General features: G+C 42.7%; 28 protein-coding genes and 1 other RNA gene. 16 read left to right on the top strand and 13 right to left on the bottom strand.

Features of this window, described 5'->3' with window-relative positions; genetic code table 11:
• Positions 1-203: 203 nt before the first annotated feature.
• The 6 genes from MSG35_RS18675 (at position 204) to MSG35_RS18650 (ending at position 9,297) form a co-directional block, all read left to right on the top strand.
• Entirely contained in the window at positions 204-1,916 is a 1,713-nt protein-coding gene (locus MSG35_RS18675) for a class I SAM-dependent methyltransferase (RefSeq protein ID WP_248384733.1), read from the top strand.
• Between the two features lie 58 nt (positions 1,917-1,974).
• On the top strand, positions 1,975-2,703 hold the full coding sequence (locus tag MSG35_RS18670) for a DUF429 domain-containing protein (RefSeq protein ID WP_248384732.1): 729 nt from the start codon (positions 1,975-1,977) through the stop codon (positions 2,701-2,703).
• Positions 2,704-2,784: 81 nt separating this feature from the next.
• Positions 2,785-3,594, top strand: coding sequence for a M15 family metallopeptidase (locus MSG35_RS18665; protein WP_248384731.1), 810 nt, complete (start codon positions 2,785-2,787; stop codon positions 3,592-3,594).
• 305 nt (positions 3,595-3,899) lie between these two features.
• On the top strand, positions 3,900-5,780 hold the full coding sequence (locus tag MSG35_RS18660) for a RimK/LysX family protein (RefSeq protein WP_248384730.1): 1,881 nt from the start codon (positions 3,900-3,902) through the stop codon (positions 5,778-5,780).
• Between the two features lie 672 nt (positions 5,781-6,452).
• Entirely contained in the window at positions 6,453-7,454 is a 1,002-nt protein-coding gene (locus MSG35_RS18655; RefSeq protein ID WP_248384729.1) for a WYL domain-containing protein, read from the top strand.
• Between the two features lie 361 nt (positions 7,455-7,815).
• A complete protein-coding gene (locus MSG35_RS18650; RefSeq protein ID WP_248384728.1) occupies positions 7,816-9,297 on the top strand; it encodes a hypothetical protein in 1,482 nt (493 codons plus the stop codon).
• A gap of 294 nt (positions 9,298-9,591) precedes the next feature.
• On the opposite strand, the gene MSG35_RS18645 is transcribed toward MSG35_RS18650, so the two are convergent.
• Both MSG35_RS18645 and MSG35_RS18640 read right to left on the bottom strand, forming a co-directional pair.
• Positions 9,592-10,092: a hypothetical protein gene (locus MSG35_RS18645; RefSeq protein WP_240493362.1), complete on the bottom strand. Its 501-nt coding sequence runs from the start codon at positions 10,090-10,092 to the stop codon at positions 9,592-9,594.
• A 42-nt stretch (positions 10,093-10,134) separates the two neighbouring features.
• Positions 10,135-10,377 carry a DUF2798 domain-containing protein gene (locus tag MSG35_RS18640; protein ID WP_059021459.1) on the bottom strand — a complete coding sequence of 81 codons (243 nt, stop codon included), beginning with the start codon at positions 10,375-10,377 and terminating at the stop codon, positions 10,135-10,137.
• Between the two features lie 146 nt (positions 10,378-10,523).
• Here MSG35_RS18640 and MSG35_RS18635 point away from each other — a divergent pair, with 146 nt between their 5' ends.
• Positions 10,524-11,441 carry a LysR family transcriptional regulator gene (locus tag MSG35_RS18635; protein ID WP_115896387.1) on the top strand — a complete coding sequence of 306 codons (918 nt, stop codon included), beginning with the start codon at positions 10,524-10,526 and terminating at the stop codon, positions 11,439-11,441.
• On the opposite strand, the gene MSG35_RS18630 is transcribed toward MSG35_RS18635, so the two are convergent.
• From MSG35_RS18630 to MSG35_RS18615, 4 genes are all read right to left on the bottom strand, one after another.
• Positions 11,438-12,247, bottom strand: a complete 810-nt coding sequence (locus MSG35_RS18630) for a redoxin domain-containing protein (protein WP_248384727.1) — start codon at positions 12,245-12,247, stop codon at positions 11,438-11,440. The two genes, MSG35_RS18635 and MSG35_RS18630, sit on opposite strands and share 4 nt — an antisense overlap.
• On the bottom strand, positions 12,240-12,902 hold the full coding sequence (locus MSG35_RS18625) for a DsbA family oxidoreductase (RefSeq protein WP_059021369.1): 663 nt from the start codon (positions 12,900-12,902) through the stop codon (positions 12,240-12,242). Before MSG35_RS18625 ends, MSG35_RS18630 begins: the two co-directional genes overlap by 8 nt.
• Positions 12,903-12,965: 63 nt before the next feature.
• Positions 12,966-13,766, bottom strand: a complete 801-nt coding sequence (locus MSG35_RS18620; protein ID WP_059021367.1) for an SDR family NAD(P)-dependent oxidoreductase — start codon at positions 13,764-13,766, stop codon at positions 12,966-12,968.
• Between the two features lie 54 nt (positions 13,767-13,820).
• Complete coding sequence (locus MSG35_RS18615; protein ID WP_248384726.1) at positions 13,821-14,375, bottom strand: carboxymuconolactone decarboxylase family protein; 555 nt, start codon at positions 14,373-14,375, stop codon at positions 13,821-13,823.
• Positions 14,376-14,670: 295 nt separating this feature from the next.
• Between MSG35_RS18615 and MSG35_RS18610 the strand changes: the two genes are divergently transcribed.
• Together MSG35_RS18610 and MSG35_RS18605 are read left to right on the top strand one after the other, a co-directional pair.
• Positions 14,671-15,258, top strand: coding sequence for a TetR/AcrR family transcriptional regulator (locus MSG35_RS18610; RefSeq protein WP_059021364.1), 588 nt, complete (start codon positions 14,671-14,673; stop codon positions 15,256-15,258).
• 61 nt (positions 15,259-15,319) lie between these two features.
• On the top strand, positions 15,320-16,003 hold the full coding sequence (locus MSG35_RS18605) for a haloacid dehalogenase type II (protein ID WP_059021362.1): 684 nt from the start codon (positions 15,320-15,322) through the stop codon (positions 16,001-16,003).
• 166 nt (positions 16,004-16,169) lie between these two features.
• On the opposite strand, the gene MSG35_RS18600 is transcribed toward MSG35_RS18605, so the two are convergent.
• Positions 16,170-16,358 (bottom strand): AlpA family transcriptional regulator, encoded by a 189-nt coding sequence (locus MSG35_RS18600; RefSeq protein WP_098413491.1) that lies wholly within the window; start codon positions 16,356-16,358, stop codon positions 16,170-16,172.
• Positions 16,359-16,813: 455 nt separating this feature from the next.
• Here MSG35_RS18600 and radC point away from each other — a divergent pair, with 455 nt between their 5' ends.
• The 4 genes from radC (at position 16,814) to MSG35_RS18580 (ending at position 18,884) form a co-directional block, all read left to right on the top strand.
• Positions 16,814-17,281: a DNA repair protein RadC gene (gene radC / locus MSG35_RS18595; protein WP_248384725.1), complete on the top strand. Its 468-nt coding sequence runs from the start codon at positions 16,814-16,816 to the stop codon at positions 17,279-17,281.
• Positions 17,278-17,742 carry a DUF2787 domain-containing protein gene (locus tag MSG35_RS18590; protein WP_248384724.1) on the top strand — a complete coding sequence of 155 codons (465 nt, stop codon included), beginning with the start codon at positions 17,278-17,280 and terminating at the stop codon, positions 17,740-17,742. Before radC ends, MSG35_RS18590 begins: the two co-directional genes overlap by 4 nt.
• Positions 17,743-17,752: 10 nt before the next feature.
• On the top strand, positions 17,753-18,196 hold the full coding sequence (locus MSG35_RS18585; RefSeq protein ID WP_248384723.1) for a DUF2787 family protein: 444 nt from the start codon (positions 17,753-17,755) through the stop codon (positions 18,194-18,196).
• Positions 18,197-18,323: 127 nt separating this feature from the next.
• Positions 18,324-18,884, top strand: a complete 561-nt coding sequence (locus MSG35_RS18580; RefSeq protein ID WP_248384722.1) for a tyrosine-type recombinase/integrase — start codon at positions 18,324-18,326, stop codon at positions 18,882-18,884.
• Positions 18,885-19,781: 897 nt separating this feature from the next.
• On the opposite strand, the gene MSG35_RS18575 is transcribed toward MSG35_RS18580, so the two are convergent.
• Entirely contained in the window at positions 19,782-20,477 is a 696-nt protein-coding gene (locus MSG35_RS18575) for an inovirus Gp2 family protein (RefSeq protein ID WP_248384721.1), read from the bottom strand.
• A 339-nt stretch (positions 20,478-20,816) separates the two neighbouring features.
• Positions 20,817-22,244: a LysR family transcriptional regulator gene (locus MSG35_RS18570; protein ID WP_059021338.1), complete on the bottom strand. Its 1,428-nt coding sequence runs from the start codon at positions 22,242-22,244 to the stop codon at positions 20,817-20,819.
• 169 nt (positions 22,245-22,413) lie between these two features.
• Between MSG35_RS18570 and MSG35_RS18565 the strand changes: the two genes are divergently transcribed.
• A complete protein-coding gene (locus MSG35_RS18565; RefSeq protein WP_059021336.1) occupies positions 22,414-23,037 on the top strand; it encodes a hypothetical protein in 624 nt (207 codons plus the stop codon).
• A 33-nt stretch (positions 23,038-23,070) separates the two neighbouring features.
• Here the strand turns inward: MSG35_RS18565 and MSG35_RS18560 are convergent, their stop codons facing one another.
• The 3 genes from MSG35_RS18560 to smpB form a co-directional block, all read right to left on the bottom strand.
• Positions 23,071-24,321 carry an integrase domain-containing protein gene (locus tag MSG35_RS18560; RefSeq protein ID WP_059021457.1) on the bottom strand — a complete coding sequence of 417 codons (1,251 nt, stop codon included), beginning with the start codon at positions 24,319-24,321 and terminating at the stop codon, positions 23,071-23,073.
• A 196-nt stretch (positions 24,322-24,517) separates the two neighbouring features.
• Positions 24,518-24,884, bottom strand: a transfer-messenger RNA (tmRNA) gene (ssrA, locus tag MSG35_RS18555).
• Positions 24,885-24,950: 66 nt separating this feature from the next.
• Positions 24,951-25,436, bottom strand: a complete 486-nt coding sequence (smpB, locus tag MSG35_RS18550; protein WP_004735156.1) for an SsrA-binding protein SmpB — start codon at positions 25,434-25,436, stop codon at positions 24,951-24,953.
• 119 nt (positions 25,437-25,555) lie between these two features.
• Between smpB and MSG35_RS18545 the strand changes: the two genes are divergently transcribed.
• Together MSG35_RS18545 and MSG35_RS18540 are read left to right on the top strand one after the other, a co-directional pair.
• Positions 25,556-25,984 carry an SRPBCC family protein gene (locus tag MSG35_RS18545; RefSeq protein ID WP_012603332.1) on the top strand — a complete coding sequence of 143 codons (429 nt, stop codon included), beginning with the start codon at positions 25,556-25,558 and terminating at the stop codon, positions 25,982-25,984.
• 3 nt (positions 25,985-25,987) lie between these two features.
• A complete protein-coding gene (locus MSG35_RS18540) occupies positions 25,988-26,299 on the top strand; it encodes an RnfH family protein (protein WP_017084430.1) in 312 nt (103 codons plus the stop codon).
• 183 nt (positions 26,300-26,482) lie between these two features.
• Here MSG35_RS18540 and bamE read toward each other — a convergent pair whose 3' ends face one another.
• Positions 26,483-26,842, bottom strand: coding sequence for an outer membrane protein assembly factor BamE (gene bamE / locus MSG35_RS18535; protein WP_004735159.1), 360 nt, complete (start codon positions 26,840-26,842; stop codon positions 26,483-26,485).
• Positions 26,843-26,984 lie beyond the last annotated feature (142 nt).

Here is a 26,984-nt window from a genome sequence, read left to right as displayed (position 1 = left end):
GTCAGCTTGCACCTTGTTTGTTTTTTTTTCTGACGACATTAATTCGGGGTGTGACTCGCCTGATGAACTCATTAGGAGGATATTGATATAAAACAGTCACTAACGATAAATGTTGATTGGTGTGGCTGAACTTAAATGAGCTGCTAGTAATCGCCTAAGCTCCCCATTACTATTGAGATAGACTCCTTACTCCAATAGCGCATATGTCCTCATCGATTCCTTTTTACGATAAAAATGCTCACACACTTTGCCAGCAGTACAACTCAGTGACGTTCGAGACGGTGCATAAAAGCTGGCAAGCTTATTGGCCTTTAGAGGGCGATAAAGTATTAGATGTCGGTGCAGGGAGCGGTCGTGATGCGCTATGGATGCACAAAGCCGGAGCTGATGTTATTGCGATAGAACCAAGTGCTTCATTACGTGAACAAGGCTCTAAATATACAGGCCCAAGTGTTACCTGGATTGATGATTCACTTCCCTCCCTTAGCCGCACCGAAAACCTCGGAATGCGTTTTGACTTGATATTGGTGAGTGCTGTTTGGATGCACTTAGCTCCGTCTCATCGAGAACGAGCATTTAGAAAGTTGTCTAACTTGCTAGCTCCAAATGGCAAGCTGGTGATCACTCTGCGTCATGGGGGGGTTAAAGACAGTCGACAAGGCTATGAAGTCTCGGTTGAAGAGCTCGAGCGTTTATCAAAAAACAGCGCCTTGTTGGTTCGTCATGTCGATGATAGCCAAGACACATTGAACCGCAGTGAAGTGTGGTGGCAAACCGTGGTGATGACACTGCCAGATGATGGCTCCGGTGACTTGAACAAGGTGCGCCATATTATTGTGAATGACAACAAGTCGGCCACATACAAGTTGGCTTTGTTGAGAACTCTACTGAGAATTGCTGATGCTCATTCAGGCGCTGTGATTGATCGAACTGATGGGAAAATTTCTCTACCAGTGGGCTTGGTCGCGCTGTATTGGGTTAGGCAGTTTAAGCGACTGATTGATATCGACATAGAAGGCGTCGGGATTCAGCAAAATAGCAACACAACGAAGGGACTTGGGTTTGTAAAAGAGGATGGGTGGAATAAACTCAAACACCTAAGTGCTGATGACCTAGCGATAGGCGCTATGTTTCTCGGCGATGAAGCCAAGGCTCTACAAAAGCTATTTTCACAAACGATCAGCACCATTAAATCAGGACCTGTGACTTTTATTTATCAAGGCTCGAAAGACAACCGACTATTCGATATATACCCACCTCAGAAACGACGGAAGAGCCGAGAATCACTGGTCATTGATAGTGAGTTCTTAGAAAGCTTTGGTTATTTCACTCTCGATGAAAGCTTATGGGAATGCTTTAGAATCTACCACTCTTGGATTGAACCGCTGGTGGTGAATCAATGGGTCATGGAGATGCAGCGTTTCGAGTTGAACCGACAGCGAAGTATCTCATTGCAGACGTATCACGACTGCTTGGTATGGATCGATCAAAACCACGAAACTCGCGATGTGCGTAAACGTGTCGAGCAACTTAGATCTGATCGTGCCGACATTGTCAGCGTGTGGAGTGGAAAAGCATTAAAAAATGAGTTTCACGTTGATCATTGTTTGCCTTTCGCTTACTGGCCAAACAACGATAAGTGGAACCTCTTTCCTACTACAAGCAAAGAGAACTTAAGTAAAAGTGATAAAGTTCCTACGGCTGAAAAGCTTCGTTCGTCTAAGTCTCGTATTCTAGAGTGGTGGCAACTCGCTTGGAACGATTCGGCTCATTTTGAACAACAATTCTTTTCAGAAGCCGCGCTTTCGTTACCTAACATCCCTGCACAGTGTCGAGACTTTGAAGAGGTGTTCGATGCAATGGGCTTGCAGGTACGTGGTGTAAAAAGCAGACTGCTGATTAATGAGTGGCACTGATCATTAAGTAGGCTAGTTATCCCAAATAACCCTCAACAAACTAATCATCGAGAACATAATGAAATACATCGGAATTGATGGCTGCAAGGCGGGTTGGATCGCTTGGATTGTCTCTGACAGTGAGGTTCCTGAGTTTAAGGTGGTAAATACGCTTGATGAGTTGGTCGATGATCTTACGGGAGCAACAACGTTAATCGATATGCCAATTGGCTTTAGCGATTCGCTTACTCCAGATAGATTATGCGATAAAGCGGCAAGACGTTTTCTAACCAGCAAGCGTGGCTCTTCCGTGTTTCCTGTTCCGTGTCGAGAGGCGGTTTACCAAACCGATTACGTTGCGGCGTGCAGTGCCAATGTGGGGCAGCTTGATAAGAAGTTTTCTAAACAGACTTGGGGAATTGTGCCCAAGATCCGCGAGCTTGATGAGCTCATTGAATCTCATCCCAATCTTTCCATCAGGGAATCACATCCTGAGGTGGTTTTTGCAGCTTTGAAAGGCGAACCGCTGGCGCTTTCAAAACGAACGCAAGAGGGTAAAGTGGAACGGCTTTCTATTATTCAGCAACTTGCTCCCAAATGGTGTGACGGCTTGTCGTTGGCCATTTCAAACACTAAACGCAAAGACGTCGCGATAGACGATATTTACGATGCATTCGTACTTATGTTGGTTGCCTATTACGCTCCGCAATTATCGACCTTACCTGAGCTTTCTGATGTTGGTGGAGAAGTGGATGTCGATCAGAATGGACGAGTTCGAGAGATTGTCTATTGGGACAAAACGCGCTGACAAAGCGTGCGCTCGACTTGGCTTAATATGTTATTTTCCAACTCTGTTACTTTTCACTCTTACTATTTTTGAGTCTTTGATATGAAACGTTTTATTGTCGGCTGGCTGGCCACTGTGCTTAGTGCTGCGAGTTATGCCCAAGTTGCCCCTATATCTCAATGGCAATGCGACATGATGAAAAAGAACAATGTCTTGAGTAGTGGTGCGCCTGTTGGTTGTGAGCGACTATCCAAAGTGGACTTCGATTTCATTAATTTCAAAGGGGAAACGCGACAGGGCAATATGATCGTGCTTGATGTGGTTGCGCCTGCTGTTGAACAAATCTTTTCAGAGCTTAAACAGCGCAATTTTCCTCTTCATTCTGCTCGCCTTATGCGTGAATTCAGAGGGGACGACAACGCCTCAATGGATGCGAACAACAGCAGCGCGTTTAACGCTCGGCCTATTACCGGAGGAGGAGGTTGGTCGAAGCATGCCTATGGTGTGGCGATAGACATCAACCCAGTTCAAAACCCTTTCTTAGAGTTCGATAGCAACGGAAGAATAACGGTAAAGCCTTCACAATCTGCGACAAGCTATGTGAACCGTACTCGCTTTCGTGCGCGTGATGAAATAGAACGCCGCGGCATGGCTGAAGATGTGGTGGAGCTGTTTGCCCATCACGGATTTATGATCTGGGGAGGGGATTGGAATAGCCCAATCGATACTCAGCATTTTGAGGTCGGCTCAAGAAAATTTGTTAACCAACTGCTCTCTAAACCACAACCTGAAGCCAAGGTGTTATTTGAGCGCTACGTCGAATCTTATCGACAGTGCTATCTCAAAAATAAAGGTGAGGACGCAGAAAAAGCTCGAGCTATCTGCGCAAAGAAAACAGTCGGGACTTTTTAGTGCTATGTTTATCTAGAACCGTTTGTGTTTTAGCAAGTTAAACTCGCTTCAGGTGTGTTTTGAATCGCTAAGGTCAGCGCTCGTCGTTGGCCTTTTTTGTATTCATTTCTTCAATAGAACACCGAGCATTGAAAAGGTTATTGGGTATCCATTAGTCAATAATCGATAAGCGAATGCAGCGCAAAGTCATCGGTTTGTCATTTAAAAACTCATAGCGTTAACGTTATGTGAGAACCATTGCTGGTGGGGGAACTCTTCGCTGAAACGCCAGTATTATTAGTGAACTGATCACAACGGACCAACTAATGAAAAAGATACCTTTGGCTCTAACTCTTTTAAGCACTCTACTTTTTTCACAATACACTTTGGCTACTGACACTTCACCTACCACTCAAAATCCCACTTACGAACTCGATGGTAAGTCGGTATTAGGTCGCACTGAGAACGTGTACCTATCAAGCGTTAAAGGGCTAAAAGACGTTCCTTTCATTGGTAAAATTGATACCGGTGCGGAAACCACTTCTATGCATGCTGAAGACATTCATGTGAAGAGCTCTAATCCCGACTACCAAAACCTCAAAGACAAAGAGTTGATGGCGGCGTTAACCGAAGACCTGTTGAACAATTCCGATGTTGATTACGATGATTGGGATGGCAGCACCTTTGCGAAATATGAAGCTGTGGTCTCTTTTAAGGTTCAAAATCCACGCACGGGAGACATGGTATTAATCGAAGCGCCTTTAGAGCGTGTCAGCATGATACGCAGCCGCACTAGCAGCACGCCTTTACTTCGTCCTACCGTAAAAATGTCGCTTACCATTGCAGACCAAGAGCTAAAAACAGACGTTAACCTGACCGATAGAAGTCACTTCTCTGCGCCAGTATTGATCGGAAAAACCTTCCTTGCGGACAACGCGCTGGTGTTTGCGGGCTACGACTACTTACAAGAGCAAGAGAACGCAACGGTGGTTGGCCGTAAAGAAGTGGTTTCTATCTCGGGAATGGCGATGAATGCGACCTTCTCTTTAAAGAACCGCTACAGCATTTTGCATGCAAAAGACATCGACATAGACAAAAAGAACAAAGAAGTGACGTTTGATATGTTCGACAACGACGGCAAGCCAAAAGAGATGACGTTGCCGTTGGTTCGTATGTTAAGCGTGAGCGGTAAGAAGAGACCTTTGGTGTATGTGCCTGTTCAACTCGATGAAAACACCACAAAAGACGTTCTGGTGTACCTACGTGAGCGCTCGAGTAGTGAGTCGCAGTTGAGATTTGGAACCAACACCGCCAGCGAACTCTTCATGATTGACACCAGTGCTGAGAATATTTTATCAGAAGGTTCAGAGAACTTTAGTGATGTGGCTGAGTCTGGTGAGCCTATGATTATCTCGCCGGAAGAGGACATCACACTAGATGACTTCCCTCTTAAGGCGGTGGCTTCTTTCACTGTCAATACGCCTTTGCTGAAGGTCGACAGTTTTGAAATGACAGGTAAAGGCAAAGATGCTTCCGTCGAATTTTATCTTACGGATGTAAATGGTGAGAAGCAGAAGGTGACCAAGCCAATTATTAAGAAGCTTAAAGTCGGGGATGATACTCGCCCGGTTGTAAGTGGTGAGTTTGCGGTGTCTGGAAAAGTGCGTACGCAAGAGTTTGCCATCGACGTGCTCAATACGAATGAGAAAGAAGCGTACTTTATTTTAGGTAAGAAGATGGCAAAAGAAGGCGTTTACGTTAATACACGTTCTGATTATCTTCTGAAGGCTGAACCACTGTTTAAAGTTGGGCACATCGAAGTCGTTGAAGTGAACGGCATGAAGTTCCCGGCCAAGCTCGACACCGGTGCCGATGTAAGCTCAATGAACGCAGTCAACATCAAACGATTTAAGAAAGATGGCCAAGACATGGTGAGCTTTACCTATCAAAACAACCAAGGTGATAAGCAAGATTTCACCAAGCCAGTGATTGATGTAATGCGCATTAAAGCTAAGAAAGGCGAGAAGGTGAACATTCGCCCTGTAGTAGAAATGAAGGTTAAGCTCGGAGACCTAGAGAAAGAGGTGAGGGTAAACCTTCAAGACCGATCTCGCTTCGAATACAGCATGATCCTAGGTAAGAACTTCTTGAAGCACGGCGCAGTAGTGAGTAGCGATGAAGATTACTTACTCGGTGATATGGAGTAACGCCTAAACTTATCTAAGTTCGTATCAGAACAGCTCTAAACAGCCACACATTTCAGTATTGGGATGTGTGGCTTTTTGTTGAGTGGCTGTTTTTGATATTGATGCATTTATAGTTAAGTGTATGTTATCAAAGGCTTTATCTACTGGTTCGTAAGGTTCAGACAAACAAAAAGGGCCAACTCTTTCGAGTTGGCCCTTTCCAAACGTTTGGTGGGCTGGCGTCATCGTAATTTGAATCTTAAATATTTGATTTTTATATTTAAATCTAGGTTCATCTTTGCAAAAGGTGCTAATTGGGTGTTTATTTTTATTTGTTATCGATTGATAGCTGCTACTATCTTTTTGAGGAGTTGAACTCCCGTCCATTACTTATTAAATGATTATCATTAGTATTAATTGCTTGGGTCAATCAATCTAATATATTTCACATACATATCACTCCTATGTATCCACCAGCATAGGAACTCGTTATGCCCATCTCACCTATTCAATTAATTTTACTTATCCGCTTTCATCCGACACCAGATGCCCAAGCAACTCATACAATCGACTCACCTTAAAGCCTAGCGTGTAGAGTTTCGTCTCTTGCTATCAAAGAGAGTGAGAGTGACTTGTTCCAAGATCGTTATACCGTCACCTCTATTTTGATCCGCTTAGTTAAAGGTGTACACGATGAGTAAAAATACTCATGTGAGCACTCGCCAGCATATGGTATTGGCGCTTGAGCTATACAAGCGCATACCGTATTGGCATAAAGTCACAGCTTCTGAGCTCAAAGTACAGCTTCAAGAGATAGGTATTGATAGAGATATTCGAACGATTCAACGTAACCTAGATGTGTTACTTGAATATTTTGATATTGACCGAGATACTCGTGATAAACCTTATGGATACCAACGAAAGCAAGCCAAATCTCTTGTTGGCTCTGGTACTCAAGAAGCACTACTGTTGTGTCTGGCTGAGTCTCACTTCCACTATTTAATCCCTACCCATATCTCTAATACTCTTCAGTCGTTATTTGAAGATGCTAGTTACCACCTAAAATCTCTCAGTCAGAACACGAAAGAATCTCAATGGCTGAGAAAAGTTGTATTTCAGAGTGCTTACCAACTAAGTGAAAATGTCAGCTCTGATATTTACGCTAAGATCAGCCAAGGGCTCTACCATAATCGTTGGTTAAGCTTGCACTATTACTCTGAAGGGGGGCAACACAGAAAAGATGTCATGCCATTAGGCCTTTCACATCAAAGCAATACATTGATATTGGTGTACCGCCAGAAGGGAGATAAAGGTGCTACTTTTGTTGATGTCAGTCATATTCATAAAGTCACATTATCAACCTTCACGTTTGCTTACCCACAAGACTTTGACTTGCAACATTCAGCATCGGAATACTCCAATACACCGCATGAACGTTATACACTCGAATTCACCATTACTAAACAAGCTGGTGAACATCTCTACCAAACACCACTTTCCAACGACCAACGTATCTCTGAGTTCGATACGTATTTACACATCACTGTTACGGTTTCTAATACACCTCCATTAGTGGCGTGGCTAGAAGCACATAAAACCCACATTACTTTTGTAGAACAACAACCTATACCACCGTCAGTCAAAAGCCCCCAACTTCAAACCACTTCTCTAAATAGCGATAGCGGTCCCACTTAGTACAGCCCTATGCGACACCAGATGCCCAACCTATTGATAACCTGACAACAAACAGGGATGTCACATAGGGTTGCCGTCTTTCTATGTGATCCACTACGACATAGACGGGGAGAGAAGTTCATGACAATTAAAGCGATTCGACCATTACTTAACAAGCACCGTTGCCTAGCTTCATTCAGCTGTGAATATTGCGGGGGTAGCCACAGTTCAACCTGTGACATTTGCGATATGCCTCCATGCCGATGTTCTTGCTAATGCCACACGTTTAATACCCACCACTAGCGGTTTACGAAAGTAAGCCGCTTTTGTTTTCTATGCATTTATCCCTGCAAACCAATCTATTAATAAAAAGGAATATCCTATGAAAAAGACGTTAGTTTCTGCGCTTATTGCTAGTGCAACCCTTGCTGGTTGCGGCGGTGGTGGCTCATCTGAGCCTTCATCACCATCGAACACTACATTGTTATCCGGTCGTGCTATTGACGGCTATATCGTTGGTGCCACTGTTCATTATGATTTTAATTCAAATGGTGTTGTCGATCCTGATGAGCCATCAGCTATCACCGAGGCTGGTGGCGTGTTCACTATTGAAGGTGACATAACCGAAGAGCAGCAAGCCTGTCTTGAATACGTCCCAGTGATCGTAGATGTGCCTGTCGGAGCTATTGATGAAGACTTAGGGGAAGTGACTCAAGCTTATGTACTTAACCTGCCACCAGCGTTCACGTTGCCTGAAGAGGTAGCGAATGGCTCCGTTAACATTACGCCACTCACCACAATGTTGTGGGAGTCAGCGAAACAGACGGTTGAAAGAGAGCAAGGAGCTACATATAGCTGTGAATTAGTGAAAGACAATGAACCAGTCCGTAATGCCATAAAAGATGCCATGCGTAACGTAGCGGGTGATTTAGTTTGGCATTTCAATATCTCAGAGGAAGATCTGTGGAGTGATTACATAGCGGATGGTAACAGTGCGGTCTACGATATTGCTGAGCAGCTTATGGCATCCATTCAACTTTCATTTGAAGAGACTTATGAATTGTCGCTTCAGTACCCATATGCACATATCAACGTGGCTCATTACCTTAACGATCCAACGGACTGGCAACGCCAAGATGATGAACAGTTGTGGTACAAATCAATTTCCATACGTCAAGGTAGCTTCTGGTCTGAATCTGTCTATGCGGTAGATGATAACTGGCTACCTGAGCGTTTGATTAGAAACTACCTGCAAGAAGACAGTGTTACTGATTTTGGTACGGTGGGTTATGTGAATGAATACCGTAACATGAGCTCAGATCCAAGCTTTGACGATTACATTTGCAGTAAGTCAGAAACCTTACTTTCAAAGGTGGCTGACACTGACAACCAATACGGTATGGAGAACAAGTCATCGTTCTACGATCTGAGTGAATTAGAGTGTAATGAGGTTAGTTTGAGTGATGCTGCTGATAGCCAAAACATGACGCTTTCGACTGCGAGAGTGAGTGGTGTGTACGATGAAGAAGGGAGCCGTTATAAGTGGAACACAGTGCCAAGTGAATATGCTCACTGGTTAGGTTTCAGTGCTGATGTGGAGGGTATAGATATTGGTGCACTCAATGCTGATATCACGGCACTACCGCAGACCTATGGTGATCAAGATTCTGTTGGAGCTGATTGGTGGGAGTACACTAAACGCTATAAAGAAGGCGATAACAAGATATCTGAGCACAGAACTAACGTGGCGACTGAAATGCCTAATGGGGATATGGTGTTACATCACCGATTCATATCTTACCCTAATGGGACATTCAAGTATGAGTGTGACCGTGGTGATGGATGGTACGACTGTACGAAGTAGTAACGTTTAAGCTGGCGGCATAGAAGGGAGCAATTGCTCCCCTCTTTCATTGATGAGTTACGTCACCCCTGTCATTACGTCACCCCCGCCAATAAGGTTCTGGACAGGAGTGAGTTATAGGTTTTGCTAATTTAGCAGTTGGCGGATTAACTGAGGTATTGTTCAATACCTTAATCACAGGCAAATTTACCAATTTATGACATACCCGTCCCAAACTAAGTAGCGGCTCTTATACTGACTAGTGTTCTCTGTATCAGACAATGAAAAGAGCCCTACAATTACTATCAATCAAATTTACGCTTTCTTTTTTCTCCACCACAACCCCAAAGCGACAAGCATCACAATTAAAGTCAGCACCGGTGGTTTAGATTGCAACGGTAATACTTCAGCTGGCACATTTGGCGACAGGTGTACATAAACTGCTACGCTCATAATAACCACCGTAAGTAGCGTTGCTAGGTTAATGATTACATCTGCAACTTTAGATGAGATGAGTTTACCTTCCGTCAGAACAAGTAAGAACAGGGCTCCAGCAAAAATCTCACCCATTTGCCCTGCAAACTTTGACAAAACAGGGAACGGCAAACCACTTAGCTCAATTTGCGCAGCAAAGATATCAGCGAAGGGTAAGAAAAATTTGGCAGTTCCTGCCATCACCATAAAGCCACCAAGTAGTGCTGTAACGAAGTTTATTGCTTTTTTACTCGCACTTTCTTTAGATCGGATAAAATAGCCAGCGGTAATGAGAAACATTGTACCAATCATTGTCGCTTCTAATAATATTTGTTGGTTCATCATGTACTCCAAAGTAACGTTAATTTAAAGAAAGCAATTGGGTTAAGCTTGTTCTGGCTTAAGAAGTACCTTGGTGACAAACAAGCGCACAATCGGTGCAACAACTGCAAGCAGCAATAACGCTGAAGGCACAACTTGAGCAATTGCTCCTCCCCATGCAGAGAAAAAGTCAGCGCCTACAGGAAGATTGCGGAACGCCATAATGCCTGACATACCAAGAAGCATTGTTGGCAGTACCATAGACATCATGAGTGGGTATTGATATTTGCGGTCGAATTTTTTCATTGTCATTTTCATCCAGTATTTTTTAGGCCGTTAGGCCGTTAGGCCGTTCGATAAGGGAAGTATACGCAGATACAATGAATTCAAAAATAGACAATAGTGTTTTTTAAAAGTACATTTATGTACTCTTGATTAAGAGAGTAATCGCGATGATCAGTACAAAAAACATGACAAACCTCTATTGGTTCTGCCTCTCTGTTGAATGTGGAGGCTTTGCAGCAGCGAGTGTAAAAGCCAACACCTCAGCCCCTACCGTGTCGCGTTCGGTGTCAAATTTGGAAGGGCAGCTCAATGAGAAACTGCTTCACCGTGATTCCAAAAAATTCCAGCTGACCAATGCTGGTGAAGAGATATATAACAAGTTCTCAAGCTTGTTTCATGGACTTGACCAACAATGGCTAAGCCTTTCAAATGCTCAAGGAGTACTCACTGGAGATATTCATATATCGTGCCCAGAACCCTTTGCTGATTTTTTCTTACAAAAGCTTGCTTTGGAGTTTATGACCCTGCACCCTAAAGTGAATATTCATGTCCATTTTGCATCCGATGCTGAAGCGTTCATTTCTGAACAAATCGATTTAGCAATTGTCACTATGTCAGCGACAGACTCTCACTTGGTACAACGTAAACTATTTGAAACTGAATTGGCATTAGCTGCTTCAAAAAGCTATTTAGCCCAAAGAGGTAAGCCAGAAAGGGCGAGAGATTTACTCGAACACAATGTATTGGCCGGTAACAATTTCCCTTACTGGTTACTAAAAGAGAACCTTGAGACAATCAAAATACCAATAAAACCCAAATACTCGATTAATAGCTTAAGGTTGAATATTCAAGCAGCGATAGGCGGTGCGGGGATTTGTTTGATGCCAAAAGTGGCACTAGAGCACCTAGCTTCACAGGATAAACTGGAGCCGGTATTACCCGGCGTTGAGTGCCCAAAAGGCACAGCGTATTTGGTATGGACAGATAGAAAGATGATCGCCTCACGCGTGGTCGCATTTAGAGATCTCATCTTTGATAGCATGAGCCACAATGCGGAGTCATTGTGGCAAGATATGTTCAGTTAATTAGCAAAAGAGGCGTTAAGGGCAGCCAGTAACTTCTCTTCACTCGCCCGCAACCGAACATCTTCCGCTTGGTCAATCCACTGTATGACACCATACTCATCGATTAAGATAGATGTGGGTATCGCCATGGGTTTGTACTTCATTTTGGTCGGAAAGGGTAACCCAAATAAAGTCATACTTGATACGCCATCACCACCGAGTGCTTTATGATGTTCTACACCATACTTTTTTATCACCTTCAAGTCGGGATCAGACAGCAATTCGTGGGTTAAGTGGTCACGTTGTTGATGTTTCTGAGCCGCTGCGACTTCATCATTAGATAAAGCCACAATTTTGACATTAAAACGGTCAAAGATAGGCTTCATTTCCTCAAACATTTTAAGCTCCATACTGCAATATGGGCACCAAGAGCCTCTAAAAAACTTCAACAATATACGCTGGCCTTTTAGTTCCTCATGGGTAAATTCACTACCATTTTCCCTTGTTGCAGCAAAAGGTAACACCTTATCTCCGACCTGAACTTGAATATCTCCAAGGGGTGATTTTGACTCTTTAAAGGTTTTATAGAACACCGCACTCATCATGACAGGCATAGTTGCGAGCAATATGACCACAATCGTGCTCCAAGACGGGGATTGAGCCGTTACATATAAAGCTGCTACACCGAATACTGACCCAACAATAAGGCTCATAATAAAAAGCAGGGGCATCTTCGGTGTTTGACGATTTTTCACTTTGGAGAAGTAACTGAACGCTCCTGCTATAGTGCTCAATGCCGCCACTAACGAAATATAGATATCAATCATCTGCTCTACCATTCTCAGCCACTAGCTGTTGCAAAGCTTGTTTGAAAGACTCTTGAGGGTGAGCACCGGTAAGTGCACTCTCTCGGTTAAATACTACTGTTGGTACACCACTGATGCCCATTTGGTGCCACTGAGATTCAATTTCTTGGATCTCACGTTTGAGCTGTGGATTATCCAAAGCAAGCTCAGCGGGCTTTCTCTCAATACCTACCGCTTCTGCCTCATTAAGCAAGACTTCACGGTTAGATACATCTTTGTGCTCAGTAAAAAATGCTGAAAATAGGCGCATTTTTAGCTGATGTTGCAAACCCAATGGTTTGGCATGCTCTAATAACACGTGGGCATTAAGCGTGTTGACCATTTTCATATCTTCAAAGTAATCAAACTTAAAACCGTATTGCGCCCCCTGTTTCGTTATGTTTTCACGTGCTCTGTCGCTATCTTCACGTGATGACCCATACTTGCGGGCTACGTGATCACGAAGGTTTTCACCTTTTTCAGTCATATCAGGATTCAATTCAAAGGGCTGCCATTCAATATCTATTCGATCTTTGATGCCTAATTCTTCGATGGCAGTTTCAAGGTGCTTATAACCTACAATACACCAAGGGCAAACTACATCAGAAATAATGTCGAGTTTTATTCTATTGTTCATCATTCAATTCCAATAAAAAAAGCTTGCAACACGCAAGCCTTTAAAACTTAAGATTTAACAGGTTTATAGGCGCTTAGCATCCAGTGCACCGTTCAAGATTTTTTGCATTGAAAGTGCCATTATCTTACGGGGCGTTAAATCCGCCATAAATGCCATGATGTTGTTACGCAGGCCCGGTACGGTCAGTACACGTTTACCAACACCTTGCAAACCAACTTTTGCCACTTTCTCTGGCGCTCTTGCTGCCATAGGGACTTTTTTCCAGTTTACGCCAGTGCTCACCGCCATCGGTGTTTTGGTTAACCCCGGTGACAAGACACTCACATCAACCCCCTTAGATTTAAGTTCTGCATAAAGCGATTGACCAAAATTAATCACAAACGATTTAGAGCCAGCATAGGTTGAAAAATAAGGGGATGCCATTTGGCCAAACATACTCGCAACCAACAAAATACCGCCTTTTCCTCGAGCGATCATGGTGTTACTAAAGTGGTGGCTTAACTCCATCACCGAATTCACATTCACATGCAACAAGCGACGCTCGGCATCTAAATCCAACTTTTCAAAAGCACCATTGGTTTCAAGACCAGCAGACAAAGCAATTAATCCAATGTCATGTTCAGTAGCTTTGATCTTATCAACACCATCTTGCGTCGACAGATCCGCCACAATCACGTCTGTCTCAACCGAATACTGACTTGCTAGTGTTTGAGCATATTCCTTTAACTCTTGTTCGCGACGAGCCACCAAAACAATATTCATGCCGTCTTCGGCTAACTGTTGCGCCATTTGTTCGCCGATCCCAGAGGTAGCACCTGTGACCAATGCCCAACCGCCATATTTTTGTTTAAAGTTAAAAGACATATAAATACTCCACTGGCTAAGCCAGATTTAAATTAAGCTGAGATACCGAATTGATTATGCTTTTTTAGACCAAGCAAATTTTTCAAACATTGGGCCAGCAGGTGTTTTGGCTACGTGGTTGGTGTAGTTGCTGATCACCTTTTGCGATAGACCTAGGATAATCTCAAGCACTTGCTGCTGGCCGTAACCTGCGGCAAAAAAGGTGTCCATTTGTTGGTCAGACACGTTACCGCGCTCACGCACCATTGCTAAGGTAAAGTCATGCAATGCCTGAAGTTTTGCTGTTGGCATGGCTTCTTCGTTACGCAGTGCTTCGGTTAATGCAGGATCGACTTTCATAGAGTGTGCAATTGCCGTATGTGCAGGTACGCAGAAAGTGCATTCGTGCTCAACATTGATGGTTTGCCACACTACCGTTAACTCTTCGGCATCAAATGAAGTGCTCATGAATAACTGGTGAAGCTGTTGGTACGCTTTCAAGGTTTCAGGAGACTCAGCCATGACAGCATATAAACCCGGTGCAGCGCCCATTTGCTTAACCGCGCCTTCTAACATTGGTTTACTTTTTTCTGGTGCTGTTTCTACTGTGTGAAAGGTAAATTTGCTCATTTTGTATACTCCAATCTTTTTAAGATAAAGGGACATCTATTGTTATCCCCATTGTGGGAAGCTGTATTCCCTGTCGATGAGGAGAACTATACTTAAACTTGAACGATCGCTCAAGTATTTATTTGAGCGATCGTTCAAAAGATTGCTAATTGGCGATTATGCTTATGATTTTATTAAGTTTAATTTTTTCTTCTTTAACCGTACTGTCATAGAACTGAACATACTCTCTTTACCTACGTAACCTCCATAGTTATAATTGAACGACTGTTCATATAATTGATTACTAAGTAAAGCTATGGCAAAGACAGCAAAATTTGATCGGCGAGAAGTGGTGAACAAAGCCACTAACCTTTATTGGAAGAAAGGCTTTCATGCCACCTCAATGCGCAATCTACAAGACGAGATCGATATGCGGCCGGGGAGTATTTATTCAGCCTTTGGCAGTAAAGAGGGCTTGTTTAAAGAGACACTTCGCAACTATACCGATATGGGGCTTGCGCAATTAGAAGCTTTAAAAGAAGAATGCGACACGCCAGTTAACGCCATAAAGGCATTTGTTAAAGCACAGGTTATCGATACTCAAACCGATGCTCCAAACGGGGTGTGCATGCTAGCAAAAACGATGGGGGAATTAACCTCGGAGAATCAAGATTTAATTGAGGTGACTAAAGATCATCTTGCTGAAATTTCTCGTGAATTCGTGGTGTTGATTAAAGAAGCTCAAGCACTAGGCCTAATTGATCAAACAAAAGACGCTGAAGACTTAGCGAGTCACGTGCAAATTCAAATAACAGGCTTGCGTACCTTCGCTAAATTGAACAATGATAAAGCGCTACTCAACGCCAAGATAGACGATATTTTCACCCATTACCCATTTACCTAAATTCATTGAGCGACTGAGGTCAGGTAACTAAGAGCTAATCCATAATTGCTAGGAAAATGTTATGCCAGTACAAACTATTTTATTCGATATCAATGAGACCGTACTCGACTTAAATCGGCTTAAGCCAAAGTTTAATCATTACTTTGGCAGCGAAGACTATATGACCACTTGGTTTTCTATGCTATTACATTCATCAACAGTATGCCTAGTTACCACGGTCCATAGTGATTTCAAAAGCCTTGCATTGACGGCATTAAAGGCTCTTGCTGGTCGCCTAGATAAATCCATTTCAGATGAAGGCTACCAAGATATTTTGAGCACGCTTGCGGCATTACCTGCTCATGAAGATGTTAAACCGGCGATGGATATGCTAAAACTGTCTGGCTTTAGGTTAGTGGCGCTATCAAACTCTTCGACTAAACTTCTCAACTCGCAGTTGTCTTTCGCAGGATTAAAGGATTATTTTGACGACACCATTTCGGTTGAGCAGGCCAACACGTTTAAACCATCCAAATCTGCTTATCTATTTGCACTGCAACAACTACAAATTGCCCCCTCTCAAGCACGACTTGTTGCAACCCATGATTGGGATACCCACGGTGCACTTAGTGCCGGTTTAAAAGCGGCTTATATTAATCGTTCTGGTGCACCCTATAACTCATATTATTTGATGCCTGATATCGTAAGTAACAGCATGATTGAGATTGCCCAACAAATAATGGAAAAGGAAAATCGACAGCCCTAGCGAACGTAGCAGAGCCAGTGGATTTATTAACATTCAGATAATTTTTGTTACTTAGCATTAGATTTAGTTATGGGCCTTGCTGTACCTGAAACTCATAATGGGGCAAAAGTTTGTTAGAAACAACATGGCATAGAAGGAAGCTGTAATAGCTTCCATCCATTATCTGTCAATCAGCGTTATCGCGCTCACCAATCCTTTCCAACACCCAATCTGTCACCTCTTCTTCTACCCATGCTACTGAACGACAACCTAATGACACTGCTTTGGGAAATTGGCCTTCGCTCATGTACTTGTAGATGGTAGAACGCGCGAGGCTAGTTAAGGTCATTACTTCTTTTAGTTTGATTAATCTCATGATGAATTCCGGTTAGTTCAACTCATGAGATAACGAGAATGTGCATTTAATTACTCCACTGCGTAAATCACCACACTCCAACTTTTTTTAGCCACACATTACCTTTCTGGAGCCAGTGAATCGCAGGCTTCCATTTATGCACTTTTCTTAAATCAAACTAATCAGGAGGCACTTATGCCATTTGTTTTCATTGCTGGCTTTATCGTTGGCGCTGGCTTGTACCACATCAACAAGGAGGCGAATGGTGAATCCCCACCAACCAACTAAGACGCTAATCGAATTGTTCATCTATGGCGTTGTGAGTGGTTACAACTGGGCTAAACGACAAGATAAACAGCGCCCATAACCTAAAGCGGCCCAGCGTTGTTGGGCTGCTTCTATGGGGAAGGATTCCATTATTTTTTAGCCACATATTACATGGATGCACATACCTTTAGCGCACAGAAGGAAAGTACATGCATTCAAATCATTACACGCCAAACGAGCCTACAGAGCTTCGTCAAATCCTAGAGACCGCAGCGACTATGCTCGCAGCGAAGTATGCTCGGGCAGGGTCATTCACCAGTCCAGAAAACACTAAGCAATATCTACAGATGAAATTGGCGCATTACGACAGAGAAGTGTTTGCCGTAATGTTTCTTGATAATCAAAACCAATTGATTGAATACAAAGAGATGTTCTTTGGCACCATCGATGCCGCTAGCGTCTATCCAAGAGAAGTCGTCAAAGAAGGATTACTACTCAACTCGGCTGCGGTGATCTTTGGTCATAATCATCCATCTGGATTACCTGAGCCATCACAAGCAGATCGTAGGATCACTCAACGTCTGTCTGATGCATTAGCGCTAGTTGATATCCGAGTATTGGATCATGTCGTCGTAGGTGAGCAATGCGTGTCTTTTGCTGAACGAGGTTTGTTATGAGCCAAACCACACCCCATCGACTGCTGGTGGAATACCTCAATGCTCTTACTGAGCGATTAGATATCCCTGCCTTTGCTACACGTATCGCCCTGAACTTTCGAGTGTCGAGCTACTACCAAGATCGTAGTGGTTTTCATCCTGTAGAGATCCAACTCAATAGATCGACAAACCAATCAGACAACACTCATTGGAGCATCGTCTTTGTGACTAGCTTTGCTTACCCAGACGCGCAAACCGAAAAGATGGAGGTCGAGCTTTACTTCAATTTTCTGCGTGGATGGTTCTACCAGCCAGATATTGAACGTTGCGAACTCCACCAGCTACAAGTAACCAGTCTGTATGAAAGCTATGAACGGTCTTTCCTCAAACAAATTCAACAAGGCTCCTTTGACGATATCCAAGCAACACTTGTCAATATCGAGATGCCCACTAAATCATCTATCGCATCACCACTAACCTAGGAGGCATACCATGCCAGCCGCAACCAAAATTCAAACGATGCAGTTTCACCCTTGTGTGCTGCCTATCTCTACTCGCTTTCATAACGCAATCACTAAGCAGATTCAGGAAGCGAGTCTTGATTACTATTCAGATACCTTAACCATTAACTTTCGTGACACGAGCTATAACGCTGAAGCTGGTGGATATCATCCAGTAGAAATCATGATCCGCAATGAGGCTGATAAGTGGCGACTCTGTTACATCACCGACTTTGCCTATTCTGGAGGGGTTTATCCAGAGTTAGCCATCGAGCTTGATTTCAATATTGAGAGCAACATATTCAGACAGATGTTTTTAGCACCTTGCGCTTTAGCACATCGAGAAGTGAAATCTTTCTATCGGACATGGGAAGGTAACTTTTTGGAGTATTTATCTGATGGTGTGTTTGACCAAATTAAAGTCACCAAGAGCTGAAAAGCACCCAAGTTCCCATTTTAGCAATTTGGGAACTTGCCAACCCTTATGGAACAAGGCTTTTCGTTTCTGGCTTGCTTTGAAGTTCCTCTAATCATCATTTTCATCGAAAAAAGGAAGCTGCGTTATGGCAGAAGTTCAAGCGGTGAAAAACCGTGACACAATCCAGCTCATCGGCCACTTATTAGAAATACGGCATAGTAAGCAAATGTCCGACATCTGGAATGTCGGTATCAATCTCGCTTTGAGGATTTCTGATTTACTGGCGATTAAGTTTAGCGACATTGAAGAAGACCGTTTAACTATCCGTGAGTCAAAGACGGGCAAAGTGGCCCAGATAGCACTAAACCCAAGAAGTTTAGAAATCATCCTCCGCATTAAAAAGGAGAATCCACACCACATCTATCTATTTCAATCTTACCGAAACCAACAAGCGATCAACAAAGCTGCCAATCCATTGAGCCGTCGGGCTGTTAGCCAAGCGTTTTCATCGATTGGTGAAGAGATTAGTTTTCCGTTGGGGACGCACTCGATGCGAAAGACCAGAGGCTACCACCTCTACAAAAGCACCAAAGATATTGCACGAGTGATGCGAATGCTTCGCCATAGCTCAGAAGGTGTAACACTGCGCTACATTGGTGTGACACAAGATGATATTGATAATGACTTTAGGGGGTTAGTGTTATGAGCAAACAACAAACTGTCGATTGAATTTAGGAGGTGTAAATTGGAGCGCAAATAGAATTCAGTTGCATCAATCTTAGTTTCAAGAGGGGGAAGCTCCCTCTTTATTTTTTTGAACAAATAGGTTAGGTTTACCTTGAGTTTCAGTTCATGAAAGCAGCACCCATGAAGCAATATGTCTCGAAAATATATTGCTAGCATCTAAGCCCATCTTTGGGGTGGAAACCACAGACTCAAAATCGTTGGTGAGGCTAAATTGTTATCATAAGGATAGCTACATGGAAATGAAATCTAACGTTACAACCGTCACTCTAGAGTATTTAAGATTAATCACTCTCACTACAGGCACAGAGGAGAGTTTCAACAAGGAACTCGATAAAGTACCCTCATGCACTGTCTTCGTCCTAAGGGATACTGGTGATCCAAAACGTATACTCGCTGAGAATACTAGCAAGCCAGATAAATTTTATCATATCCTTCTTGGCAAGAAAGCTTCGTATGGTCCGAAAGCAGGTGATACAGCAAAGTACAGACGGCTACACTCCTCGCTCGAAGTTATACAACATCTGGCGCATCGCTTACCTGTCGAAATTCTAGAAACTAGAAGATATGATTGATTCCATAATAAAAGATTTCACCATATTAAAAATGATGGTGGCTTCAAATATTCTCATTTCGTTACTAATAGTAATTCTAGTTTAAAGTAAAGGGCTATAAGCCCTTTCTTCAACTCTGGCTTCGCTACAGAACTCAGCCGATAGAAACAACCAGCGTATGCTAAGTGATTGTTGAGATTGTTGACGCACAGTCCGTTTAGTGAATGCTCAAAAATGTACCAACCAACTTTAGTCAAAGTCATCGAGGTTCAAAACTCAAGGTCATGCCTGAGTAACTATCAACACTAACCGACTCCGAGTCCCGTCAAATGCTCCAGTCGTACGATGGTATTGCATCCAAAATTACGGCGACCATCACCAAGTATCTTCGTCTCATTCTTTGCCAAGTAAGCCAGCCTAACCGCTACTTCCCCTAAATCTTTCTGAAATCGTGCTGGTGGGTGATTACGGTTCAAGGTATACATTGGACGCTCGGGGATATGAACTAGCCCTTCAATCTCATCTACGGTAAGCCCTAATGCACTAGCCCATGCTCTGTTTACCATACAAGCAAGAGTCCCCTCATAATGAAGCCTACCAAATGGATAGTAAGCATCCTGATTGACCGCTAATGCCACATGGTAATGTTCATTGTGACTGGTGTTACGTTCCCTTACCCAAACGTAATTTAACGAACACGGGTAGATACGCTTCCCTTGTCTGGCTTTATTTCTCTGGTCGAAATTCATCTGAGTTTTCAAAGAGGCTATAAACCGTTTCATCAAATCAACATCGGTATTCACATAGCAGGTCGGCACATCACGCTCTAAAGGGTTGTCAGAGTTCAAGCCATTGTTAGGTATGCGTAGATCAATTCGAGCAATTAGAACCCTAGGATGGAGTGCTAGGGCTCCCATAACAGTGTCGTTCATACGGCCAAGGTGACGTTGGTTTAAAGAACCATACTGAGCTGGGATTTGAGCTAATTGAAACATGTTCATGAAAATCTCTCCTATGTGTTATTTGATTTCACATAGAAAGGGAATGATGCATAACAATTTACATAAAACCGTTCTGCCGCAGCAATGAGTGAATCTCTATTGCCTATGGCTAGAGATCTTAACCGACACAACAACATGTACTGTATTCATCAGTAGTGTGGCTACTGAGTGTTGTACTGATAATCATGCTCTTATAAAGAGTGTTTGTTAAGTAGCTATATTACTAATCCACCGAGGGCATTGTTTCTTTCTAGGCTGTAGTACCGGAGTCATGCCTATGGATAATCAAAGATTGGGCCTAGCTAGTGTGTTCTTAATCGTAGTCACTCTGAAGTTATGTTACTGCAATGCCATTATCGAAAAGTAATTAACTGGTCTTGGCTGATCGAATTGTATTGTTTCTTCACCACATATAATGAGGCTCTCTTTTATCGGTTCTTCTGTTAGAACAGAATCACTGAAGGGAATACCAATGACATAGTATCCCAGTATCCCATCAGTCATTGTTCTAGGACGGATACTGTATCTCCAAGGCTGCTCAATAGGAGCACCAAAATGTTGCTCTATGAACTTATACGCTTCCGCAGCTTTAGCCCAAGAAATATAGGCGATAGCTAAAAGTAATGGGTTATTTTTCTTACCCTTATTGTTTACCTCTTCATCAAGGCTGACTTCATACCCTAGTGCTTCACTCGCCCAATGTGACTCTAGCTGGCGCTGCTTATTTGAAGCTCGCTCAGCGATTTCAGAATACTTAAATACTTCAGGAAAAAAGTGTTCGCTTTCAATAAGTGCCCGAAAAATCAGATTGCTATCAAGTGGTATTGGCAAAGAATCCAATTCATTACCTATGGCGCTTAATTCCTGTCTGTGATTATTCAATAGATGGTTGGCTAAGTGATCTGTTTTCGTAGCTAAGTGCACAGGTGAGTAGTTAGAAAGAAACTGAGCTAACTTTGTATCGCTTGATTCTATTTGGGTGCTTTTAATGCCTGCATGATCAAAGCTCACGCTCATAGCTAGATTATAGGCACTCCTTTTTTTACTATTCTTAAGCCCATTGATGACATCGATTTCAAAATGATAGAGATCTTTTATGCTGTCGATTGCCCATAGGTGAGTGCATTGAACTCGTTGAGTAAAGGCTGGATGCCAAAGGTTCAAATAGTATTGGCTACAAATCTTTTTAGCCATTCCATTCATTACTGAGCCATTTATGACTAAATCTAGAAAGCCAAAATTATATAATTTTTTTTGATGGCTCCTTACTCGAACCGGGCTCATTCCTGCGAGTCTTCCAATCTTTTTTCTACTGAGTGTATCAACGTAGCCAAAGTCATTAGAGTGATGAATTAGCAATAGTAAAACTAATCTATTAGCGAGGTTAATTTTGCTTGGTAAATTTGTGCCCGATATGATCTGAGGTGCTAGTTTGCAGAATGGTGAGCTTTTATCGATGTTGTTAACTCTATCGATAGGCGGCGTTACTTTATAATGATAACTGTGACTACCCTTTGGTGTCTTCCTATCTCTCCTTACCAGAAGTTCTCCATGCTCAAGTTCCTCGATGGCTTTACTTAACGTGCTCTGGCTTAGCCCCAATGAAAGTCTTATTTCTTTAGTTGTGCTCTTTAGCTCAAAGGAGGAGGTGTTTGAGTATAGAAGCAGCTTAATCCAAACCATTTTAGCTTCAGGTGATAAGGCTGTGACGTTAGGAATATTATCAAGACTTAATAAGAAGTTCAGTATCAGTTTTAGGTTGTTCATTAGGTAAACCTATTAATATAAAGGGACTATGATAGGTATTAAATAGAGATCGAATACTACGTACTTCACATGGTATTTAAAGTAGTATTCAACAAATCTGATGATAATGTCACGTTAAAATTTCTTAAGTAAGTTAAGATGATGTGATATGAATAATTGAGGAATGAGTATGAATGGTAAAGATGACTTACAATCTTGGTTAACCAAATCTAAGACTCAAGAGCAGTGGGCTAAGGGATACTTGCTAAAAAAGGCCAAAGGGCTCTCTGGCGTATATGGGGTTGATGTTGCTAGATCGTGGTTAGAAGGAACGAGTGCGCAGGAGTTCCTTAAAGGTTTGAGTGTTAGTGATATATCTCATCGAGAGCTATTGAGAAGTGCTCGAAGTGCGTGGCGCACGAAAGTAGCAAGGAAGAAGATAAAACCAAAGTCTGTATCTATATCAAATGAGACCTACTCATTAGTAGAGGTAATGTCAAGAAGTCGTAATTCATCAATAAAAAACGTGGTTGAGAATCTATTAAATAGGTCGGTAAATGACGTGCACATGATTCAACAAGCGGAATCGATTAAAGATAAGTTTGACAATATGAATCAAGAAATTGAGCGATTGGATAAACTTGTTGAAAAGTTAGAAACAAAACATGCAGAAGAAATTATTGTTAAAAATTCTGAGATTAACGAGCTACAGTTAGCAATAGAAAAAATGAAGAATGGGAATCAATCGTTAGATGCTGAAGAGCCGAAAGCTATCTATGTAAGCAAACATAGAAAGGCTGTCGGTCAGTTTTAATCAGTTTATTAAACTGTGATTGAAGCTTTAAAGCTAAAAGTTTCCACCAACAACTTTAATGGCTTTCCTACCCGTTAGTGAGCCAGTTCCTTGAGCTGCTGTTTCGATATGTTCACTCCACCAGTCCATCATAGGACGGCGACGTTCTAGGTAATCAGTTCGATTGTACGTAGCGCGTACTTCATTTTTATCGATATGAGCCAAAGCGGCTTCAATTAAGTCGGACTCAAAGCTTTGTTCATTAAGAGTTGTAGAAGCGAGGGCTCTTAGTCCATGAGCGTGAAGTTTTCCTGCATAACCCATACGTTTAAGTGCCATGTTTGCAGTTTGGCTATTCATCGCTTTCTTGGGGTCACTAGCACTAGAGAACACGTAGACGGAGTGACCAGATAATGCCTGCATGATTGTTAGGATTGCCAACGTTTGGTCTGTTAGTGGTATTCTATGTTCTTTGCGCTTTTTCATTCTTTCAGCAGGGATAATCCAGAGATTGTTTTCAAAATCAATTTCGTCCCAACGTGTACCACTGGCTTCACTTGGTCGCGCTAAAGTATGTAGTTGCCATTCAATAAGGCAGCGTGTTTGGATTTTAATACTCGCTTGATTTAATGCGCTCATTAAGTCTGGAAGCTCAGCAGGTTCGATGGTAGCCATGTTCTTTTTGGATGGTGTATCGAAAGCTGCGCGAATTCCAGCAAGAGGGTTAGCGTGCACAAGGCCAGTGTTCACAGAAAAAACCATCACTTCATTGAGTCGTTGAGCGACTCTTTTTAGTGTTTCTAAGTTGCCTTTTATTTCTAGCGGGCGTAGTACTTTTATCACCATTGGTGCAGATATTTGGGATATCGGAGTTTTTCCCAAAGACGGGAAAAGGTGCAGCTCGAATGAGCGCCAAATATCATCAGCGTGATCCGGAGTGACTTTCTTCTTTTTCTTGTCAAACCAGCTCTCAGATACATTGCGTAATGTATGAACAGTGATGGCAATATTTTCTTCTTGTTTCTTTTGCCTATGTTCTTTGGGGTCGATCCCTTGGCTAATCAATTCACGATGTTCTGCTGCAATTTTTCTTACTATCGCAAGTGATAGATCCGGATAGTTGCCAAGAGTCATACGAACTCGTTTTAGTGAGACGGGGTGTTTATAGATCAGGCACCAGACTTTATTGGCGTTCTTCCTCACTCGTAGCTGTAAGCCGTTACCATCGTAAAGGTCGTAATCTTTATCTTTCGGTTTGGCTTGTTTTACTTCTGTTGCAGTTAGTTGTGTAACTCTTCTTGCCATAATCAACATCCCCATACAAAAATAGACACCCAAGAATGGCACCTTTTTGCTTTGGGTGTCTATCTGGGTGTTTATTATCTTGAGCTGTTACCGAACAAAAGTAAACCTCAGTGGATAGTGGTGGATTGTAAGTTGTTGATTTTAATAAGTTAAAGGCACAAAAAAAGACGCCCTAGGACGTCTTTAAATGTTGAATTGGTGGAGCTGGCGGGAGTTGAACCCGCGTCCAAAAATCATTCATCATTGGTACTACATGCTTAGTCGATCTTTAATTTCACCAGCAACCTGCGAACCGACACGCTAGTTAAAGGCTAACCTGAATTATAATTCGCGCTTTTCCTCTCAGGTGGGAGAAGCCACGCTAGCTAGTTTGGGTTTGATCTCTTATTGGTCCCCGTCTTACGAGCGGAAGCTAGGGTAAGAGAGCTCTGAGCAGGTTATTAAGCTGCTAGTGCGTAGTTTTCGTCGTTTGCGACTATTTTTTTGCGGCTTTTAACGTGGCCAACCGCCCCACGGCATGCACCTCAGACTTCAAAATTCCTGTCGAATCCTAAATCAGCCCCAAGTGTTATTTGCATAGTACCAGAAAAGCTTACCCTGTCTAGCACTGTGCGTTTAAGTGCTTAAAATTAACGCAAATTACTCTTCATAATTCGTGCTTTATCTCTCGCCCAATCTTTTTCTTTCATATCAGTACGTTTATCGTGCAGCTTTTTACCTTTCGCTACGCCAACTTTAATCTTCGCCCAAGAGCGAGACCAGTAAAGTGCGGTTGCGACAAGTGTCATGCCTTCACGGTTAATACGACCGATAAGGTTATCGAGTTCTTTTCTCGACATCAGGAGTTTACGGATACGTGTTGGGTTCGCCACGATATGAGTACTCGCTTGAGTCAGCGGAGTGATCGTCATACCACTGATGAATGCTTCGCCATCTCGGATGTAGACGTAGCTTTCTGCGATATTGGTTTTGCCTTCACGTAGGGATTTTACTTCCCAGCCTTGTAGCTCAAGCCCCGCTTCTATCTCATCATCGATGAAATATTCGTGGCGAGCTTTCTTATTAAGCGCAATGGTATTACTACCGGCTTTTGATTTTGATTTATTCTTTGCCATAATGGCCTCATTATACGGATTGCGCCCTAGTTGGGGAATCCTTTTTATTTGCGCTCTGGCCCAATACAATTAAAATTGCAGTTTGTGTTAATGTAACGCTGTCTTTAACAGGAGTCTATATGCCAAAGGTTACTCGTTCAGCATTAGTGTCGTTTAGTGCCGACCAGATGTTCAGCTTGGTCAATGATGTTGCTCGTTATCACGAGTTTTTGCCAGGGTGTTCTGGTTCACGTGTGATCGAATCTTCAGATTCAGCTATGGTGGCTTCGGTTGATGTATCTAAAGCCGGTATCAGCAAAACATTTACTACGTCTAACCGCTTAGCGGATGGCGCTGAGATCTTGATGGAGCTGGTGGATGGCCCATTTAAGAAACTGCAGGGTGGTTGGTATTTCACTCCGCTCGACGATCAAGCGTGTAAGGTTGAACTTAAGTTGGAGTTTGAATTCTCTAGCCGAATGATTGAAATGGCATTTGGTAAGGTTTTCAATGAGCTGACGAGCAATATGGTCAGTGCTTTTACTCAACGCGCGAAACAGGTTTACTAAGCCATGACTATTGAATCAGATATGATCCACGTAGAGGTTGTGTTTGCACTTCCGCACGAGCAGCGTGTGTTTACCTTGATAGTGAACAAGAACGCAACCGTTGAAGAGATTATTGCGCAGTCTGGCGTTTTGGAGCTGTATCCAGAAATTGACTTAGCGAAAAATAAGGTTGGCGTGTTCAGTCGTAACGTTAAGCTTGATGCGACGGTTCGCGATAAAGACCGTATCGAAATCTACCGCGCATTGTTGGCTGATCCCAAAGAAATTCGCCGTAAGCGTGCTGAACAAGCAAAAGCGGCCGCAGCTAAATCGTAGTGCTAAACAAGTTTGACTAAGAAGAGAGCTCGCTATATTGGCGAGCTTTTTTGTGCCTGCGGGTTAGACAACTGACCTAATTTGTTAGCAGATATTAAAAAGCCTGCTCATTGAGCAGGCTTTTGCAATTCTGGTTCCGTCGACTGATAGCTTTATCGGCCGAGAGCTTTGTTGACTGGAAAGCTAGCGAAGGCTTTCGAAGAACTCATCACTGGCTTCAAAATCACCATTGATCGTTACTAGAGTGCCAGTGGCATCAAAGTTAACGACTAGGTTTTTCTGAATCGGGTCTTCATGGCCTTTTTGGTGGTGGTAAATGTAGTACCACGTATCTGGGTAGCCATTTTCGATAAGCATAGGTGAGCCCATAACGTAACGAACTTGTGTTTTTGTCATGCCAAACTTGAGCTGGTCGACAGCTTCTTGTTCAACATAGTTACCCTGATTGATGTCAATTCGATAAACCAACTTCTCTAATAGAGAGCAACCGGTCAACATTGTTAGTGCAAGTGGAACTGCAACTAACCACTTTTTAATTCGCATAGTTTGAGATCTTTCTTCGCTAAAATACTGCCTGATAATAAACAAGCTCCAGCAAGAAGTAAAAAGCTCCTTGCGCTTTGAGCTTGTTATGACTGGCAATTTTGAATTAAGTTGCAAAATTGCCAAGATTTTTCGGTAAATT

This window comes from Vibrio sp. 1CM23M (genome assembly GCF_023161755.1).
GTDB lineage: Bacteria > Pseudomonadota > Gammaproteobacteria > Enterobacterales > Vibrionaceae > Vibrio > Vibrio coralliirubri.
This window is presented reverse-complemented; position numbering and strand designations above follow the sequence as displayed.